This window comes from Pseudoduganella namucuonensis (genome assembly GCF_900116645.1).
Lineage (GTDB): Bacteria > Pseudomonadota > Gammaproteobacteria > Burkholderiales > Burkholderiaceae_D > Rugamonas > Rugamonas namucuonensis.
The window spans coordinates 16,266-32,818 of the sequence record NZ_FPBO01000057.1; the positions used below are offsets into that span (position 1 = coordinate 16,266).

The window sequence follows — 16,553 nt, forward strand, 5'->3', positions numbered from 1 at the left end:
GTCATGCCTGCAGCCCCTCCCGCAGCTGATAGCAAGAAGCCCGCCGCCGCGCCGAAGGCCGATGCCGCGCCGGGCAAGGACGCCGCCAAGCCCGGAGGCAAGCAGGAGGCGAAGGCGGGCGGCAAGGCCGAAGCCAAGCCGGAGTCCAAGGGCGCCGGCGCCAAGGCGGGCGGCAAGCCCGGGGACAAGGCCGGTGGCGCCGAGGGCGGCGCGAAATCGCCCGCCGCGGAGTCGCCCGGCCAGCGCTTCGACCGCATGGCCGTGCGCGCCAAGCTGGCGGTGAGCGAACCGGGCGACGCGGTCGAGCGCGAGGCGGACGCCGTCGCCGATAAAGTGATGCGAATGCCCGAACCCGCGGCGGCGGCGCCGAAGTCCAAGGGCGGGGGAGCCCAGCCCGCCGCACCGGGCGTGCAGCGCAAGGAGGCGGCGGGCGAACAGCCCAAGACCTCCGCGCCGTCCGCGCCCAAGGCCGGCGGGGCGGGCGGCGCCAAGTCCGCGGTCCAGCGCAAGGAGGCGGACGCCAGCGACAAGAACCAGCCGCCGGCGCCGGAGAGCACGCAAGACATCGTCGGCCGCCTCGGCCCCGGCGAGGCGCTGGATCCGGACACCGCCGCCTACTTTGAAAAACGCCTGGGCCATGAGCTGGGCCACGTCCGCATCCACACCGACGCGGCGGCGGCGCTGAGCGCCGCGCAGATCCAGGCGCGCGCCTTCACCTACGGCACGCACATCGCCTTCGCCAGCGGCCAGTACCAGCCCAACACCGAAAGCGGCAAGCGCCTGCTGGCCCACGAACTGGCGCACGTGATGCAGCAATCGGAGGGCAGCATTTCCCGCATGCTGATGCGCACGCCCGCCGCCGCGCCGTCGGGAGGGGGCGGCGGCGATTTCGAAGTCAGCAAGTCGATGCTGGAGGTCCCGCCCATCAAGGGACGCCATGTGGGCGGCTACAAGGTGCTGGCCGGCGCGAGCAACCTGAAACGCAAGGGCGCCTACGACGCCAGCACGCGCGGCACCAAGCAGATAGGCGAATGGACCAAGGCCGTGAAGCCGGACCTGAACAAGATCCCGGCCGACCGCCGTCCCAGCGCCGCCTCGGGCTTCGACCTGCACCTCGAGACGGCGGGCGGCGCCAAGACCAAGGTGATCAAGGCCGCCAGCCAGGACGAGCTGACACGCCTGCTGCAGATCCCGACCTGGAACGCCGCCGGCGAGGACATTCAGTTCCAGGTCGACCACATGGTCGAATACCAGTTGGGCGGCGCGGATGCGATCGACAACATGGAGCTGCTGAACCAAGCCCACAACGGCAGCGTGGGCAGCTCCTTCAGCCACGGCATCAAGAAGACCATCAGGGCCGAGATCGAGGCCGATCCGGCCAAGCCCGCGCTGGCCAATTACGCCGGACCGAAAAACGCCGCTGGCCTGCCCACGGCGGAAGGCGTGATGGAGGCGATGACGATCGTCTTCAAGAGTGTGCAGGGCCGGGCGCGCGAATCGGGCCGCAAGGAGGGCGGTTCCATGTTCTGGAGCAAAGAGCAGATCGAGGCGCTGGACCATGTGATACCGCAGCTGGGCGGCGGCGGCAATTTCGACGGTTCCGAGACCAGTTTCATCCTGCTCTCACCCAGCGGCAATCTGCAGATCGCCGCGCTGGCCCACGGCAAAAGCCAGAACAAGATCGCGATAGGCCCCGGCCAGGCCGGCGGGATGGCCGGCTTCAAGATGAAGCAACTGACCCTGCAGAACGGCTACAAGGACGCGGCGGCGGGCGCCAACATCGGCACGCTGGATGGCACGCTGGACTTCGGTCCGGCGGTCGCCATCCCGCCGGGTAACGTTAGTGTGCCGGTGTCGCAGAACGTGGCGGGCAAGTACGCGGGCAGGCTGGGAACCCCCACGGGCGAAGGCATGCCGAACGAGGTCGACTTCAAGCCCATGAGCCCATTGAAGCTCAGCGACATCACTTTCGGCAAAGGCGTCTACGGCAAGGCCATGCTGCACCCCAGCCACCCCGCGCTGAGCGGCGTGAGCATCCCCGCGCAGATCATGGACGGCAAGCTGGGATTGTTCTACACGCTGGACGCCACCCAGCTGGCCGGCAAACTCAAGATCCCCGGCCTGAAAATCGACTCGGCGGGCGTGACGCTGGGCTACGACGGCACCGAGTTCAGCGTGATGGGCGGCGTGGAGTTCACGATACAGAAGTTCGGCAGCGGCTACCTGAACGCCTCCATCGACACGGCCAAGAACTTCACGCTGGAGGGCGGCTTCCGGGCCGATACCCGCCTGTTCGACGAAGCGAGCATGAAGCTCTGGTACCGAAGCAAGGGCGGCTTCGGCGGCAGCGGCACGCTGGCCATCACCAAGCCGGGCAAGATCAAGGGCTTGAAAAGCGCGCGCCTGACGGCGAAGTACGAGGACTCGGTGTTCACGGCGACCGGCGACGTCGCGCCGGACATCCCAGGCCTGAAGGCCGCCTCGCTCAGTGTGAAGTACGAGAACGACGCGCTGGACATCACCGGCACGCTCGGCATCGACGACAAGGTGCCGGGCGTGGAAAAGGCCGACATCACGGTCAACGTGAAGCAGGCCGATGCCGGTTGGAAGGTGGGCGCCAGCGGCACGGTCACGCCCAAGCTGCCGGGCCTGAGCGGCGCGCAGCTGGCGTTCACGTACGACGACGGCGAAGTGCTGATCGAGGGCGAGTTCGAAGTCAAGAAGGGACCGCTGGACGGCAAGGTCAAGGCCGGCGTGACCAACGCCGAGGTGGACGAGACGGGCAAGCGCACCGGCAAAGGCTCGGGCGAGGCGTTCAAGGTCTATGGTGCGGCCGACATCAAGGCCGAATTCATCAAGGACAAGCTGGACGGCATGCTGAAACTGCGCCTGCTGCCGGACGGCTCGGTGCGGGTGGGCGGGGGGCTGAAGACCAAGGACTTCGAGGTCTTCCCCAAATACCCCAAGGACGGCGGCGAATTCTTCAACAAGAGCTTCTCCACGCCGCCGGTGCCCTTGCCAGGCCTGGGTTTTTCGGTGGGTTCCGTCAGCGTCGGCATCACGTTCTCGGCTTCGATCACTGCCAAGGCCTACGCCAGCATCGGACCCGGCAAGCTGACCGGCATCAACCTGAAGGTCGAGGAGTTCGATCCCGCCACGGTGGACTTCAACACGCTGGAGATCAGCGGCGGCGGCGCCTTCGAGGTCTACGGCGACGCCGGTTTCGGCGCGGACGCCAGGATCAATCTCATCTTCGGCGCCGCGATCGCGGAACTGGTGGGCAGCGTGGGCGTGGAGGCCAAGGCCGGCCTGCCCGCCGACAAGCCCATTTTGAACGCCAAGTCGGACTTCACCTACAGCCAGGCCAAGGGCCTGGACATCAGCAACACCTTCAACCTCAACATCTCTCCCGAGCTTAAGTTCCGCCTGTTCGGCTCCGTCGCGGCGCGGCTCAACGTCATCGTCGACACCATCACGGTGTGGGAAAAGGACTGGACGCTGGCCGAGGCCGCGTACAAGCTCCCCGTGGGCATCAACGCCACCGGTTCCATGGGCTACAACTCCAAGACCGGCAAGATCCGGCCCGAAAGTCCTTCCGAGGCCATCAAGGTCGAGAAGCCCTCGCTGGAAGCGGATACGATGAAGGACGTCGTATTGGGCAATTCGGCGCCGCCGAAGGTGAAGTCCGAAGCGGAGGGCGGCGGCAAGGCGCCCGACACCCAGGTCAAGCCCAAGCGCGAGGAGGGAGCGGCCGGCGCGCCGCCCGCGGCGGCCGGCGGCGTGGACGAGGACATCGTCAGCCGCCTCGGCACCGGCGCGCCGCTGGAGGACGCCGTGCGCGGCGAGTTCGAGCAGCGCTTCAAGGCGGACCTGTCCCATGTGCGCATCTACACCGGCCCCAACGCGGCCTTCAAGGCCAAGGAACTGAACGCCAAGGCCTTCTCGGTGGGCGAGCATATCGCCTTCGCCGAAGGCCAATATCAACCCGACACGCCGGAGGGCAAACAGCTGATCGCGCACGAGCTGGCGCACGTGATGCAGCAGCAGGGCGGCGCCGCGCGGCAGGTCGCCCGTTGCGAGCCCGGGTCCGCGCCAGCCGCGCCGTCACCGGCACCTGCGGCCGCAGCGACTCCTTCCACGCCCGCGCCCACCGGCGCCGCCGCGCCGCCGTCCGCCGCCGGCGGCGCCACGGGCTCCGCCGGCCGTGGCCTGATCCAGGTCCCCGCCCTCAAGCTGCCGGAACTGAAATACAGCTCCGCCCTGGAGAACAACCACCGCAAGACGGCCTACGACAACGCGCTGGGCCGCACGCTGATACGCCCGGCGGGCTACCGGCGGGCCGACGTCGACTCGCGCCAGCGCACCCTGTGGACCGGCGCCACCCGCGCCGGCGACCTGCGCACGCAACTGGCGGACAAGGTGCGTGGGCTGGAGCCGGACAAGGTCTACATCGCCGTGCCGCGCACGCTGACGCTGGCCAACGCCGGCCAGCACGTGATCGTCGGCGCGCCGAACGAACTGGCGCTGGCCATGCGCCAGCCCCGCTGGGACAGGCAGGGACGGGTCGATCCCAACCCCTTCGAGATCGACCACATCGTCGAGCTGCAGGTCGGCGGCCCCGGCTACGACATACTGGACAACCTGGAGCTGCTGGAACGCACCGCCAACGGCGCCTCCGGGCGCGCCATCGACGGCTACATGGACGAGGCGCTGGCCGACTATCTGCGCTCGCCGGCGGCCGCCGCGTTGCCCGACACGGACAAGAACGCCGAGGTCCTCAAGCGCCAGTACCGCGTGCAGTTCCAGGGCTTCGCCGTGCAGGGCACGCCCGCCGCCGGCAAGCGCTGGACGCTGGCCGAGGTGCGGGCGGCCGATCCCGCCGAGGGCCTGCGCATCTACGATCCGTCCGATCTCACCAGCCCGGCGCCGACGGACCCCAACGCCATACTGCGTCCCTGGCCGGCCGGCGTGGACGCCACGCGCTTCACGGGTTCGCCCAACACGCTGGTGCTGTACCCCAGCGTGCGCGGCGGCCAGCCGCGCCAGGTGCCGCTGCGCGACGGCCAGCCCGCCGATCCCGGCGGCGTGCTGCAGGGCTGGCTGCCCGGCATCGACATCGGCGAACTCAATTTCACGCTGAACGACACGGGGGACGGCCCCATAGGCCGCATACGCGGCCGCCTGAATCACGCGCAACTGGCCGAATCGGCCCGGGTCGACGTGGACATGACGATCAAGCGCCGGCGCGGCCTGGCCAACGCCGGCGTGCTGGACACGGAGGCGCTGCGCTCGCGTTTCGAGGGCTTGCTGCGGGACGGCGGCGTGACTGCGTTCAGTCCCGTCATCGTCGACGAGGTCGATGTGCTGCCCGGCGTCGGCCTGTACATCGCGGGCCGCGTCGAGCCCACCATCGAGATGATACGCAACGCCAGCCTGGACTTCCAGGTGCGCGGCAATGAGCTGATCGTCTCCAAGACCTTCTACGGAGGCGACATCCAGCTGGGCGGCCCGCTGCGCGTGGACGGCAGCGACCTCACCGTCGGCCTGGGCACGCGCACCGGCCTGAATGTCAGCGGCGGCATCGCCTTCAGCATCGACCGGCTGGGGCAGGGCACCCTGCGCGGCGCGGGCCGCGGCCGCGAGTTCGCCGTCGAGGGCAATTTCGCCTTCGACCGCGGCCTGTTCGACGCGGACGCCAACATCAGCCTGGCCTACCGGCGCGGTCCGGACGCGCCGGACGGCAAACTGTCCGGTGCCGGCACCGTCACCATAGGGGAGGGCAAGGTGCGCGGCGTGCGCGGCGCCACCGTGCGCGCCGAGTTCGACGGCGAGCGCCGCTCCCTGGACGGCACCGCGCAGCTGGACATACCTGGCGTGGAGTCGGCCACGCTGGGTGTGCGGTTCACGCCGGAGGACGGCACCACCATCTCGGGCAGCGCGCGCTTCCGCGACCAGCCGGGCATACGCAACGGCCAGATCACGGCGACGCTGACGGAGGCCGACGGCGGCTGGACCATGTCCGCGCGCGGCGGCGCCGAGGCCACCTTCGCCGGCATCACCGCCACGCTGGACGCCAGCTACGACGACGGCCTGTTCAAGTTCTCCGCCGAGGCGCCGTTCGCGGCCGGCCCCGCCACCGGCAATGTGCTGGTCGGCGTGACCAATGGCGACGTGGACGACGACGGCAACGTCACCGGCGCCGGCGGGGGCACCGAGTTGAAAGGTTTCGGCAACGGCACCGTGAACGTGCGGCTCACCGAGCATTTGCAGGGCGGCGTCGGACTGAAGGTGCGGCCGTCCGGCGAACTGCTGGTCAGCGGCCGCATAGGCATACCGGGCAGCGTCGAGCTGTTCGGCCAGTATCCGCCGCCGGACCGCGCTCGGCGCGAACTGTTCCACATGCCCACCGTGTCCATCCCGCTGGTCGGTTTCGCCGTGGGCGGCAACACGGTGGGCCTGGCGCTCACCATCAACGGCCGCATCACCGGCTACGCCCATGTCGGTCCCGGCCTGCTGACGCAGGCCGAGATCATGGTGGAGGATTTCAATCCCGCCCAGCCGGAGTCGCTGCGCGTGACCGGCGGCGCCACCTTCGACCTGCCCGCCGCCGCCGGGGTGGAGGCGGGACTGGACGCGGGCGTCTCGCTGGGCGCGGCCGTGGTGCGGTCCACCGCCGGCATCAACGTTTCCGCCGCGGCGGGCGTGGAGGCGCATGTGACGCCGCACGTGGATCTGGATTGGACCCAGGCGGACGGCCTGCACGTGCACGGGGACTTGAACGCCTCGCTGTCGCCGCAACTCAGATTCAGCCTGATCGGCTACGCCGAGGTCGTGGCCGACGCCTTCGTCACCAGCTTCACGCTGTGGCGCAAGGACTGGAACCTGGCCGAACGCAGTATAGGGAGTTCGCTGTCGCTGGGGTTGAACGTGCCGGTGGACTATTACAGCGACGACCGCGGCGTGGTGTTCGATCCCAACCAGGTGAGCTTCACCGTGCCGGAACTGAACGCGGACACGCTATCCTCGCTGCTGGAGGATGGCGGCGAGCACGTGGAGGACAATCCCCCCGCATGACGGCTCACCACTTGCAGCCCGAGTCCTTCTTGTCGGTGAGGAGGATAAGGGGCACGATCACGATGGCCAGCACGCCGGTGCCGGCCGCCACGTTCTTGCAGTCGGCGCGCGCCGCGCCGGCCACATTGCGCCCCAGTTCCGAGCCTGAACGGATGGGGTTGATCGGCTTGTCGTAGATCTGCGCCACGGCCGGGTCGTCCCTGGTGGCCTTGGCCGTCGCCAGCTTGCGCGCGGACTTCAGCGCGGTGTTTGCGTCGAATTGGCCCGGCTCCGGCGCTGGCGTCTTGTGTTCGGCGAAGGGATCGGCCGGGTCTTGCGTCCGAGCCGGTGCCGCCGGCACCGACTTCGCCGCGACGGCCGCCGCGTCAGCCTCGGACTCCAAGGGCGCCTCGGCGGGCCGAGGCAGCGCCGCGATGACGCCGGCCGAAGCGGGCGCCGGCGGGAGGCGTGCCGCGCGCCGCGGCGCCCGCGCCGTCACGGTCTCCTCGCCGCTGGCCTGCGGGGCCGCAGCCGGCTCGGCCTTCGGCACCAGCCGCACCAGCATGCGCTGCGCTTCGGCCACCGGCTGTTCGGGCGCGTGGCGGTAGCTGGCGGCCAGGTAGAGCAATCCCCCATGCAGCAACAGGGAAACCAGCAAGCCGGGAAGCAGGGAAGGGCGCTTACGCATGGCGCGGCCTCACGCTGGACCACATGACCGCCGCGATCACCAGCGCGCCGCCCAGCAGGACCATGAGGCCGGGCGCCGCGCCGAACAGCAGCCACGCGAGCGCGATCGCGTAGACGGGCTCCATGCTGATCACGATGGCGACGGTCTGCGCCTTCACCCGCTCCAGCGCCTGGAGGAAGATGGTGTAGGCCAGCCCGGTGCAGACCGCGCCCAGGCAGGCCAGCAGCAGCCACTCGGCGCCGGGCAGGGAGGCCGCCTCGCGCCAGCCGAAAGGCGCGAGGGACAAGGCCGCCGCCAGGCACTGCCACCAGCACGATTGCGTGCCGCTCGCCGCCGTGGAGAGATAGCGGTTGAACACCGCGATGCAGGCGTAGATGGCGCCGGACAGTATGCCCCACAGCAGGCCGGCGGTGGCGCTGTCGGCCAGTTCGAACGACGGCGTGATGAGCACCATGCCCGCCGTCACCAGCAGCAGGATGCCGACGTCGGCCGCCTTCAGCCGCTCCCTGAGCACCGCCGCCTCCAGCAAGGCCACGAACACGGGAAAGGACGCGAAGCCCAGCGTGGCCAGCGCCACGCCGCCGGAACGCACCGCCTTGAAGAAGGTGATCCAGTGCAGCGTCAGCACCACACCGGCGAACAGCAGCCTGCCGATGTCGCGGCCGGACAGGCCATGCCAGGGCGCGCGCCGCGCCAGCACGGCCACGGCGCTCAGCGCCAGCACCGCGAACACGGTGCGGCCGAACACGATCATGATGGGGCTTGCGCTCATGTACTCGCCGAATAGCGCGGTGCTGCCAAAGAGCAGGGCGGCGAAATGGAGTTTGAGGAGCGCGCTCGATTGGGACATCGGATAAGCGGTTGATGGTGCCAGCGGGGGATTATGGCCCCAGCCGGCCAGCGCGGCAAGTGTGCGGACACCCGCCGCGCTTTAATATATTGACATTTTATTCGGGCGGGGCGATCAGTCCGCGAAACCGGGCGCGCGCTTGGCCATGTTGGCCGTCATCGCCTCCTGCAGGTCGTTGGACAGCAGCAGGCCCGCGTTCCAGGTGGCGATGTAGTTCAAGCCGTCCGCCACGCTGTGGTCGCGCGCGTAGGTGATCATTTCCTTGGTCCCGCGGATCGCCAGCGGCGACTTGGCGGCGATGCTTGCCGCCAGTTCCCGCACCCCGGCGCGCAGCGCCTCGGGCGTGTCGTACACCCGGTTCACCAGGCGGATTTCGCGCGCCTCGGCGGCGTCCACCTTGCGCGCGGTGTAGGCCAGCTCGCGCGCCATGCCCTCGCCGATCAGGCGGGGCAGGCGCTGCAGCGTGCCCACGTCCGCCGTCATGCCGATGTCCACCTCCTTCACGCTGAACCAGGCGTCGCTGGAGCAGTAGCGCATGTCGGCGCAGGTGATCAAGTCGATGCCGCCGCCGATGCAGCCGCCGTGGATGGCCGCCAGCACCGGTTTGCGGCAGCGTTCCAGGCTGCTCAGGCAATCCTGCAGGTCCAGGATGGTGCGGCGCAGGCCCTCGCGCGTGCGGCCGTCGCAATCGTTGCGGATGGCGCCGCCCAGTTCCATCATCATTTGCAGGTCGATGCCGGAGGTGAACAGCTTGCCTTCGCCCTGCAGCACCACGGCCCGCACCTGGGGCGTTTCGTCGGCCCACTGGAAGGCCTTGCGGATCTCGTGCCACATCGGCAGGTTCATCGCGTTGGCCTTGTCCGGGCGGTTCAGGCTGATGGTGGCCACATGCTGGTCCAGCGTGACACTGAGGGTTTCGTATTCCATGGCGGCGCCTTTGAGATGGTGGAACCCAAGTAAAGCACGAGCGTGCGATTTTGGTCAAGCATCCGCTTTACTTGATCTGGACCGAGTCCGGCGGCACGTTGAACGCCTCGTAATAGTGGCGCTTGAACAGGGCCGCGAGCGTGCCGTCCCTGGCCATGGCGGCCATCGCGTCCTCAAACCGCTCCAGTTTGCCGGCGTGGGCGGATTTCTTCGAAATGCCGATGGAGCGCGGGCTGGGATCGGCCACGCGGTAGGGGGCTTTCGCCACGAGACCGCGCAGCGCCAAGCGCGCGACCTGGGCCTCGCCCTGATCCTCCGGCACCACCACCGTGTCCAGCCGGCCCAGCGCCAATTTGCGGAAATTGGCTTCCATGGTGGGCACCTCTTCCTTGAGCAGCCTGCGGTCCAGGTCAAACGGCTGGAAATAGGCCGCGCCGAAAGTCACGCCTATGCGCTGTTTAGCCAGGTCGGCGTAGCTGTGGATGTCCACGCCGTGCTCCTTCTGCACGTAAAACACCTTGTCGGAGCTGTGCTGGCGGTAGGGCGTTTTCAGGAAATGCAGATAGCGCAGCCGCTCGGGCGTGTCGCGCACGCCGATGATGATGTCGGCCTCGCCCGACTCCATCATGTACAGGCAGCGCTTCAGCGGGCAGGGACGGAATTCCAGCGGCAAGTCCATGCGCCGCGCCAGTTCGCGAACGATCTCGGTATACGCGCCGCCATACACGCCCTGCGCATGGGTTTTCCAGGGCAGCAGCTCCTCGAAGGCGAACACCAGGGGTTGGGCCACGGCGGCCGGGGGGCAGCAGAACGCCGTCATCAGGGCAAGCAGGAGGGGACGGGATGGGAAAGGGCGCGGCAGGCGGGGCAAGTTTCGTCCGGGAGTGAAAGTGACGATTGCAGTTAATCATGGCGGATTCGCGGGGTCAAGGTTCAATTGCGAGCGCTGGTCTGACGCGTAGCGTAGGCGTAATGCTCCGCAGATCAAGGGCGATCGCCGCCGACAGGTCTGGCGCGGTGGTCCGGTTCGGCATGTCTTGACCACCTATCCCCAAGTTGCGGATTACACTGCGGGCATTTGACGCGCTATGCTGCTCACGCTGGTTTTGCTTTTGCTCCTCGTCCACGACCATGTCGTCATTCGCCGGGCGCACCGCCACCGTCACCGGCCAGCAATCCGGCGCAAGGCGACGCGGTCGCGCCGCAAACCAGCCTGGGTCAGGGCGGAAGTCATTCGTCTGAAGGCGCTGAGCGACCTGAGTTGTCATAAACTGGCCGCCACCTTTAATCGCATGCACGCCGCGCGCAATGGCATGACGGTTTCCAAGACGTGGGTGGCCGAAGTGGTGCGTGCCCATCGCTACGAAGTTGCCGACCTGCGGCGGCGCTTCAAGCGCCATGTGCCGCCGGCGCAACCCTGCAATGCGGTCTGGGGCGTCGATTTCACCGGCAAGGCCGATCTGGCGAAGCGCATTCATCCTGTACTTGGCGTGATCGATTACGGGAGCAGGTCGGCCCTCGTCCTGCGGCCCCTGCCGAACCGTACCGCCATCACGACATTGAAGGCCCTGCTGGCGGCGATGGAAACGTACGGCGTGCCGGCCGCGATTCAGACGGACAACGAGGCGGTGTTCACGTCGCGCTTGTTTCGGTTCAGCCTGCGTTTGCTGGGATACGGCACCGCCTGTCCGCGCCCGGAGCGCCTTGGCAGAACGGCAGGATTGAACGGTTGTTCGGGACTTTGAAGGAAAAACTGGACAGGATGGCGGTCGCCGGCTTCGACGACTTGCGGCTGGCCATGGGCGAGTTCCGCTTCTGGTACAACCATGTGCGGCCGCACCAGCATTTACAAGGATGGACGCCGGCGGAGGCATGGCGGGGCCAGGACCCATATGCCCATGCGCCCGAGGGGGATGAACATTTCAGCGCATGGGATGGGTTGCTACAGGGCGTGCATCTGCGACGGTAGGCTTCAGTGGTAGTGGGAAGAGGGGGCGGGACAGTTGTCCGGGACTTTTTGCGTCCATGGTTGTCATTCGATACCTTAAATGCAACATTAAAGCTATTTTTCCCGAGCGCGGATAGAATGCAACCGTCGAGCCACCTTGTATTTGGATGGTTCGACGGTTGCTTTTCTCAAAAATCAGCCGCTTATCAGTGCGTTTTTGCTTGTCGGACAAGCGGACGGGGCACCGTGGGAACCACCTGGTATTTGGATGGTTCGACGGTTGCTTTTCTCAAAAATGAGCCACTTACTGGTGCATTTTTGCTTGTCGGACAAGCGGACGGGGCACCGTGGAACCACCTTGTATTTGGATGGTTCGACGGTTGCTTTTCTCAAAAATGAGCCACTTACTGGTGCATTTTTGCTTGTCGGACAAGCGGACGGGGCAACTTATTGATTAAAACTCGTCACGCAACGAGAAAGTCGCCCTTATTCTCAATTCTCCTGATTAGTTCAATAGTCAAGAATTTATAAACTGATGGTGAAGGCGAGTCCGACGGAATGAAAAGAATCTGCGAAATGTAATAGCACGTTCCCAATTCGGCGTTTACTTCGCGTAAGCCATCAATAACCTGCGTCAATACAAGGTGTTGTTCAATCTGGACGCGCTCACTGTTTTTAATGGGTAACGCCTCGATACTGACTATACTTTCGGAATCATCAAGGCGCACTCCCAGAAAATTATGTTGAGGTCCAGTTATTCTGGCAACCTTATAGACGCCATTATCAAAAATAAATTGCATTATTCACCTCCCCACGGATTGCCTGGCCAACGCTTGTCAGCAGCATTGTGCGCCGCTGAGTAACCAGAATTATACTTCAGTTCATACCAACGCTCAGCAGTTTCATGCTTCATCCAGCGAATATCATCAACCGTATGTGTACCATTTTCCAATCTCAACCACGCGTTTCCTTGCGTCAGATCACTATCAAATCTCATTCTTTGGGCAGGAATGCCATAATCGATATAGCGATCGAGCAAGTGTTCGTTTTCGAAAACATGCTCTTTTACCTTTTGAATATTTGCAGGTTTAATTCCGGTGTTTTTAGCAATTGCGGCAACATCCGTATTGCTTGCGCGAATCGCGTCATACGATTCGTCTGCCAATCCTGTAAAGGTGCCAGAGCCAGTTTGTTTGAGGTTTATTCTATTGGCTGCAGCAGGTAGCGAAGCCGCTGCCGCCACGCCACCAGCGAATGCAATCGCGTTATCCACAAACTCGGCGGCGTTGCGCGATCCGGTCAAGATTTCGACGCCATTGTACGTGATGGTGTTCTGTGGCTCGCCAGTCCAAGCTCGCCGCACCCGGTTCCCATGTTGTCGACGCCATGGAGCCCGACGGGAACGCCGACCACCGCGCCAAGTCCCGTGCCGGCCATGAGCGTTGCCCCCCACACTTGAAGGCCGCCATTGACCGCCTGCACCACGCCCTGCGTCCGCTGGCTTCCTTGATAGTGGAACTTGGTGCTGTTCCAAGCCATCGACAAGGCATCGCCGGCGGTGATTTTGTTCTGCTGGTAGGCTTGGGCTACGTTTCGCAGGGCTTCCGGGTAGCTTTGCTGCGCCTCGATATTGGAGGTCGACACCCGCAGGTCGTAGGCGAGCTTCTGCTCCATCGTCATCTTTTGGCCGACAATGAACACCGTCCGAAGATTCGGATCCCAGCTTGGCGATGAGGGCAACTTGACAAGGGAGTCCCCGGCCGTCACGGATAGGTTTTGACGATCGCCGGCTTCCAGCCGGCCAAGATAATCCGGCGCAACGTTGGATGTGTCGAACGCGTAGTTATCCCGCATCGGCCCCTCGAATGGATTGTTTTTCCAGGCGGCGACGGTGTCGCTGAAGCTCCCGGTATCCCTCGTTATGTTGGACGGATCTTCATCCAGGAAGCCGAAACGGCCGGTCTCCCACCAAGCGTTATTACCCTCCATCGGAGGATGGCCGAATCCGAGCCCCCCCGAGTCGAAGCTGACGCGGCTTTCCTTGTCCGCTTGGGTGAGCGGGCCGTAGGTGTACGTGTTGGCGGCCGCCAGCGCTATTGGCGATTCCTGGATGGGAGCTGCAAAGGCGCTGATGATGGTGTTGACATGGCTATTGAGCCTGGTTTGCCACTCGATGAACTCGGGGTCGCCCGGCAGGGCGCCCACCGGGTACGGCACCGGGTTGACCGCCTGGGCGGGACCGCCGGCGCGCATGCGGTTGACCTCGCCCGTGTCCAGCGCGCCGGACGCGGCTGCCGCCACCTGGTTGAAGCCGCGCGTCTGCGTCACGATCTTGCGTTCGCCGAACAGGGTGTAGGCGTTGAGCACCTGGCCGCCGTCGGTGTGGGTCTCCTTGACCATGTTGCCGTTGACGTCGTAGGCGTAGCGGCTTGCCGCGCGTGTTGCGGACCACCGCCAGCAGGTTGGTGTAGGTGGTGACGTCCTCGGTTACACTGCGGGCATTTGACGCGCTATGCTGCTAACGCTGGTCTTGCTTGTGCTATTTGTCCGTGACCATGTCCTAATTCGCCCGGCGTACCTCTACCGTCACCGGCCTGCAATCCGGCGCAAAGCGACGCGGTCGCGCCGCAAACCGGCTTGGGTCAGGGCGGAAATCATTCGTCTGAAGGCGCTGAGCGACCTGAGTTGTCATAAGCTGGCCGCCACCTTTAATCGCATGCACGCCGCGCGCAATGGCATGACGGTTTCCAAGACATGGGTGGCGGAAGTGGTCCGGGCCCATCGCTACGAAGTTGCCGATCTGCGGCGGCGCTTCAAGCGCCATGTGCCGCCGGCGCAACCCTGCAATGCGGTCTGGGGCATCGATTTCACCGGCAAGGCCGATCTGGCGAAGCGCATCCATCCTGTACTTGGCGTGATCGATTACGGGAGCAGGTCGGCCCTCGTCCTGCGGCCCCTGCCGAACCGTACCGCCATCACGACATTGAAGGCCCTGCTGGCGGCGATGGAAACGTACGGCGTGCCGGCCGCGATTCAGACGGACAACGAGGCGGTGTTCACGTCGCGCTTGTTTCGGTTCAGCCTGCGTTTGCTGGGGATACGGCACCGCCTGTCCGCGCCCGGAGCGCCTTGGCAGAACGGCTGGATCGAACGGTTGTTCGGGACCTTGAAGGAGAAGTTGGACAGGGTGGCGGTCGCCGGCTTCGACGACTTGCGGCTGGCCATGGGCGAGTTCCGCTTCTGGTACAACCATGTGCGGCCGCATCAGCATTTACAAGGGTGGACGCCGGCGGAGGCATGGCGGGGCTTGGATCCTTATGCCCACGCACCCGAAAGCGTCGAACACTTCAGCGCCTGGGACGGATTGCTGCGGGGCGTGTATCTGCGACGGTAGGCGTCAGTTGCAGTGGGAAGGGGAGGCGGGACGGTTGTCCGAGACTTCTTGCGTCCATGGTTGTTATTTGATGCTTTAAATGCAATATTAAAGCTATTTTTCCCGAGCGCGGATAGAAAGAAACCGTCGAACCACCTGGTATTGGGGTGGTTCGACGGTTGCTTTTCTCAAAAATCAGCCGCTTATCAGTGCGTTTTTGCTTGCCGGACAAGCGGACGGGGCAAAGCAGACGGCGCAACAGAGGTATTCAAACTGGTCTTAAGGTTTGCTAGCTGATTTCAATCGAAGACTCCTTAGCAAGGGACTTTCGCCTCCAGTAATTTCTATTTTAAATTCGGCATAAGCTGTCTCAAGAGCATCATACTTCCTTAGGTTACCTTCAGAAAAATTACAAGCTCCCGGAACGTCTCGCCATTCAAGTGGTTTTACAATCTTTCCCGTACGAGCGTCATTAATCAATTTTGAGAGCGCTTCAAACAAATCACTGACCTCGGAGTCAATAGGCGAATACTGAGCCAATAGTTTTTCCAACTTTTCCGCGCTCTTAACTAATAGTACTTGGTCCATTCTAATTACCTTTAATTTCCAATTGTTCCGATGTGTGTCGGAGGTGACCAAGGGCCACGGTTCGGCACAATATATTGTGTCGCGCCTCCTGGCCTTAAAACTAATCCACCCAATTCAGTGGTCGGTGCAACTTTGCTAACAAAGACATTTGCAGGGCCGCTTGGGGAAATCTGATAAATATCATATAACGACGCCTCACTCTTCACAGGCAAGCCAAAATAATCAGCAAGGCTATGCCCAGATTTTGAAGCCGCATTTAGGTCAGACGCCGTGGAAAAAAGGTGAATATGGGGATACTGTCTGTCCTTGAGGGACGATCTTAACCAGCGGCGAATTTGTAGTTACCAGTTGCGGTGCACCCGATCCAGATCCCAACTGGTCTACTGCTCGTGCATATATTTTGCTTATTTCTGCTGTTGGATCTGCCGCGCTAAGTTCCCTCATGAGCTGCTGTCCTTGAGATGTGGATAAATAGGAGTCAGCAGTTCTTCGATTAAGCCTTAAATGCAATATTAAAGGTATTTTCCCGAACGCGGATAGAAAGAAACCGTCGAACCACCTGGTATTTGGGTGGTTCGACGGTTGCTTTTCTCAAAAATCAGCCGCTTATTAGTGCTTTTTTGCTTGCCGGACAAGCGGACGGGGCAACGTATTTTTCCCGAGCGCGGATGGAAAGAAACCGTCGAACCACTTGCTATTTGGATGGTTCGACGGTTGCTTTTCTCAAAAAATCAGCCGCTTATTAACTTTCCAGAAAGTAAAGCGATGGTTCCTCATAGGAGAAATGGTGACTTTTCTAGCTAGAAGGTTAGTTGTTTAGTTTCATGCGATCATATCCCCCGTCGCAGCATGCCTCTGCTCCGTGCCAAGGCCGTGCTTGACGAGTTGATCGCTGGTTTTCCGAAGCGGTCGCCAACCCACCGCAGCAGCACACCTGAGCGTCAGAGAGCATGAGCACACGCATTCATCCGCAGGCCCGCACAACGCCGAAAATCCGCCAGGAGATCAAAGCCTCCGGCTTGACCGCCCACGAGGCGGCAAAGGTGTTCAACATCACCAAGGCGACCGCCGCCAAGTGGCTCAAGCGCGATGACGTGCAAGACCGTTCGCATCGGGCCCACACGCT

12 protein-coding genes and 1 pseudogene are annotated in these 16,553 nt (G+C 64.1%); 5 read left to right on the forward strand and 8 right to left on the reverse strand.

The window, feature by feature from the left end; genetic code table 11:
* The first annotated feature begins 3 nt into the window (after nt 1–3).
* On the forward strand, nt 4–7,074 hold the full coding sequence (locus BM436_RS33770) for an eCIS core domain-containing protein (RefSeq protein ID WP_093561148.1): 7,071 nt from the start codon (nt 4–6) through the stop codon (nt 7,072–7,074).
* A gap of 4 nt (nt 7,075–7,078) precedes the next feature.
* Here BM436_RS33770 and BM436_RS33775 read toward each other — a convergent pair whose 3' ends face one another.
* The 4 genes from BM436_RS33775 to BM436_RS33790 all read right to left on the reverse strand — a co-directional run bounded on the left by BM436_RS33775 (nt 7,079) and on the right by BM436_RS33790 (nt 10,308).
* Complete coding sequence (locus tag BM436_RS33775) at nt 7,079–7,741, reverse strand: hypothetical protein (protein ID WP_143133446.1); 663 nt, start codon at nt 7,739–7,741, stop codon at nt 7,079–7,081.
* Nucleotides 7,734–8,591 (reverse strand): DMT family transporter, encoded by an 858-nt coding sequence (locus BM436_RS33780; RefSeq protein ID WP_093561152.1) that lies wholly within the window; start codon nt 8,589–8,591, stop codon nt 7,734–7,736. Before BM436_RS33780 ends, BM436_RS33775 begins: the two co-directional genes overlap by 8 nt.
* Before the next feature lie 114 nt (nt 8,592–8,705).
* A complete protein-coding gene (locus BM436_RS33785; protein WP_093561154.1) occupies nt 8,706–9,518 on the reverse strand; it encodes a crotonase/enoyl-CoA hydratase family protein in 813 nt (270 codons plus the stop codon).
* A 67-nt stretch (nt 9,519–9,585) separates the two neighbouring features.
* Nucleotides 9,586–10,308 (reverse strand): substrate-binding periplasmic protein, encoded by a 723-nt coding sequence (locus BM436_RS33790; RefSeq protein WP_177307748.1) that lies wholly within the window; start codon nt 10,306–10,308, stop codon nt 9,586–9,588.
* 298 nt (nt 10,309–10,606) lie between these two features.
* Here BM436_RS33790 and BM436_RS38210 point away from each other — a divergent pair, with 298 nt between their 5' ends.
* Entirely contained in the window at nt 10,607–11,263 is a 657-nt protein-coding gene (locus tag BM436_RS38210; RefSeq protein ID WP_229490995.1) for a hypothetical protein, read from the forward strand.
* On the forward strand, nt 11,248–11,487 hold the full coding sequence (locus BM436_RS38215) for an integrase core domain-containing protein (protein ID WP_229490997.1): 240 nt from the start codon (nt 11,248–11,250) through the stop codon (nt 11,485–11,487). The genes BM436_RS38210 and BM436_RS38215 overlap by 16 nt, the downstream gene beginning before the upstream one ends.
* A 443-nt stretch (nt 11,488–11,930) precedes the next feature.
* Here the strand turns inward: BM436_RS38215 and BM436_RS36700 are convergent, their stop codons facing one another.
* Genes BM436_RS36700 through BM436_RS33800 form a run of 3 tightly spaced genes read right to left on the reverse strand, consistent with a single transcriptional unit; the run spans nt 11,931 to nt 13,866 of the window.
* Nucleotides 11,931–12,266: a hypothetical protein gene (locus BM436_RS36700; RefSeq protein ID WP_143133447.1), complete on the reverse strand. Its 336-nt coding sequence runs from the start codon at nt 12,264–12,266 to the stop codon at nt 11,931–11,933.
* The gene (locus BM436_RS36705; protein WP_143133448.1) at nt 12,266–12,769 is read right to left on the reverse strand and encodes a hypothetical protein; all 504 of its coding nucleotides are present in this window, start codon (nt 12,767–12,769) and stop codon (nt 12,266–12,268) included. Before BM436_RS36705 ends, BM436_RS36700 begins: the two co-directional genes overlap by 1 nt.
* Entirely contained in the window at nt 12,766–13,866 is a 1,101-nt protein-coding gene (locus tag BM436_RS33800; protein WP_093561160.1) for a hypothetical protein, read from the reverse strand. Before BM436_RS33800 ends, BM436_RS36705 begins: the two co-directional genes overlap by 4 nt.
* Before the next feature lie 112 nt (nt 13,867–13,978).
* On the opposite strand from BM436_RS33800, the gene BM436_RS33805 reads away from it, so the two are divergent.
* Nucleotides 13,979–14,860, forward strand: a complete 882-nt coding sequence (locus BM436_RS33805; RefSeq protein WP_093561162.1) for an integrase core domain-containing protein — start codon at nt 13,979–13,981, stop codon at nt 14,858–14,860.
* Nucleotides 14,861–15,118: 258 nt separating this feature from the next.
* Here BM436_RS33805 and BM436_RS33810 read toward each other — a convergent pair whose 3' ends face one another.
* Nucleotides 15,119–15,427, reverse strand: a complete 309-nt coding sequence (locus BM436_RS33810) for a hypothetical protein (RefSeq protein WP_093561164.1) — start codon at nt 15,425–15,427, stop codon at nt 15,119–15,121.
* Nucleotides 15,428–16,377: 950 nt separating this feature from the next.
* On the opposite strand from BM436_RS33810, the pseudogene BM436_RS38805 reads away from it, so the two are divergent.
* Nucleotides 16,378–16,553, forward strand: a pseudogene (locus BM436_RS38805) (IS481 family transposase); the annotation flags it as partial.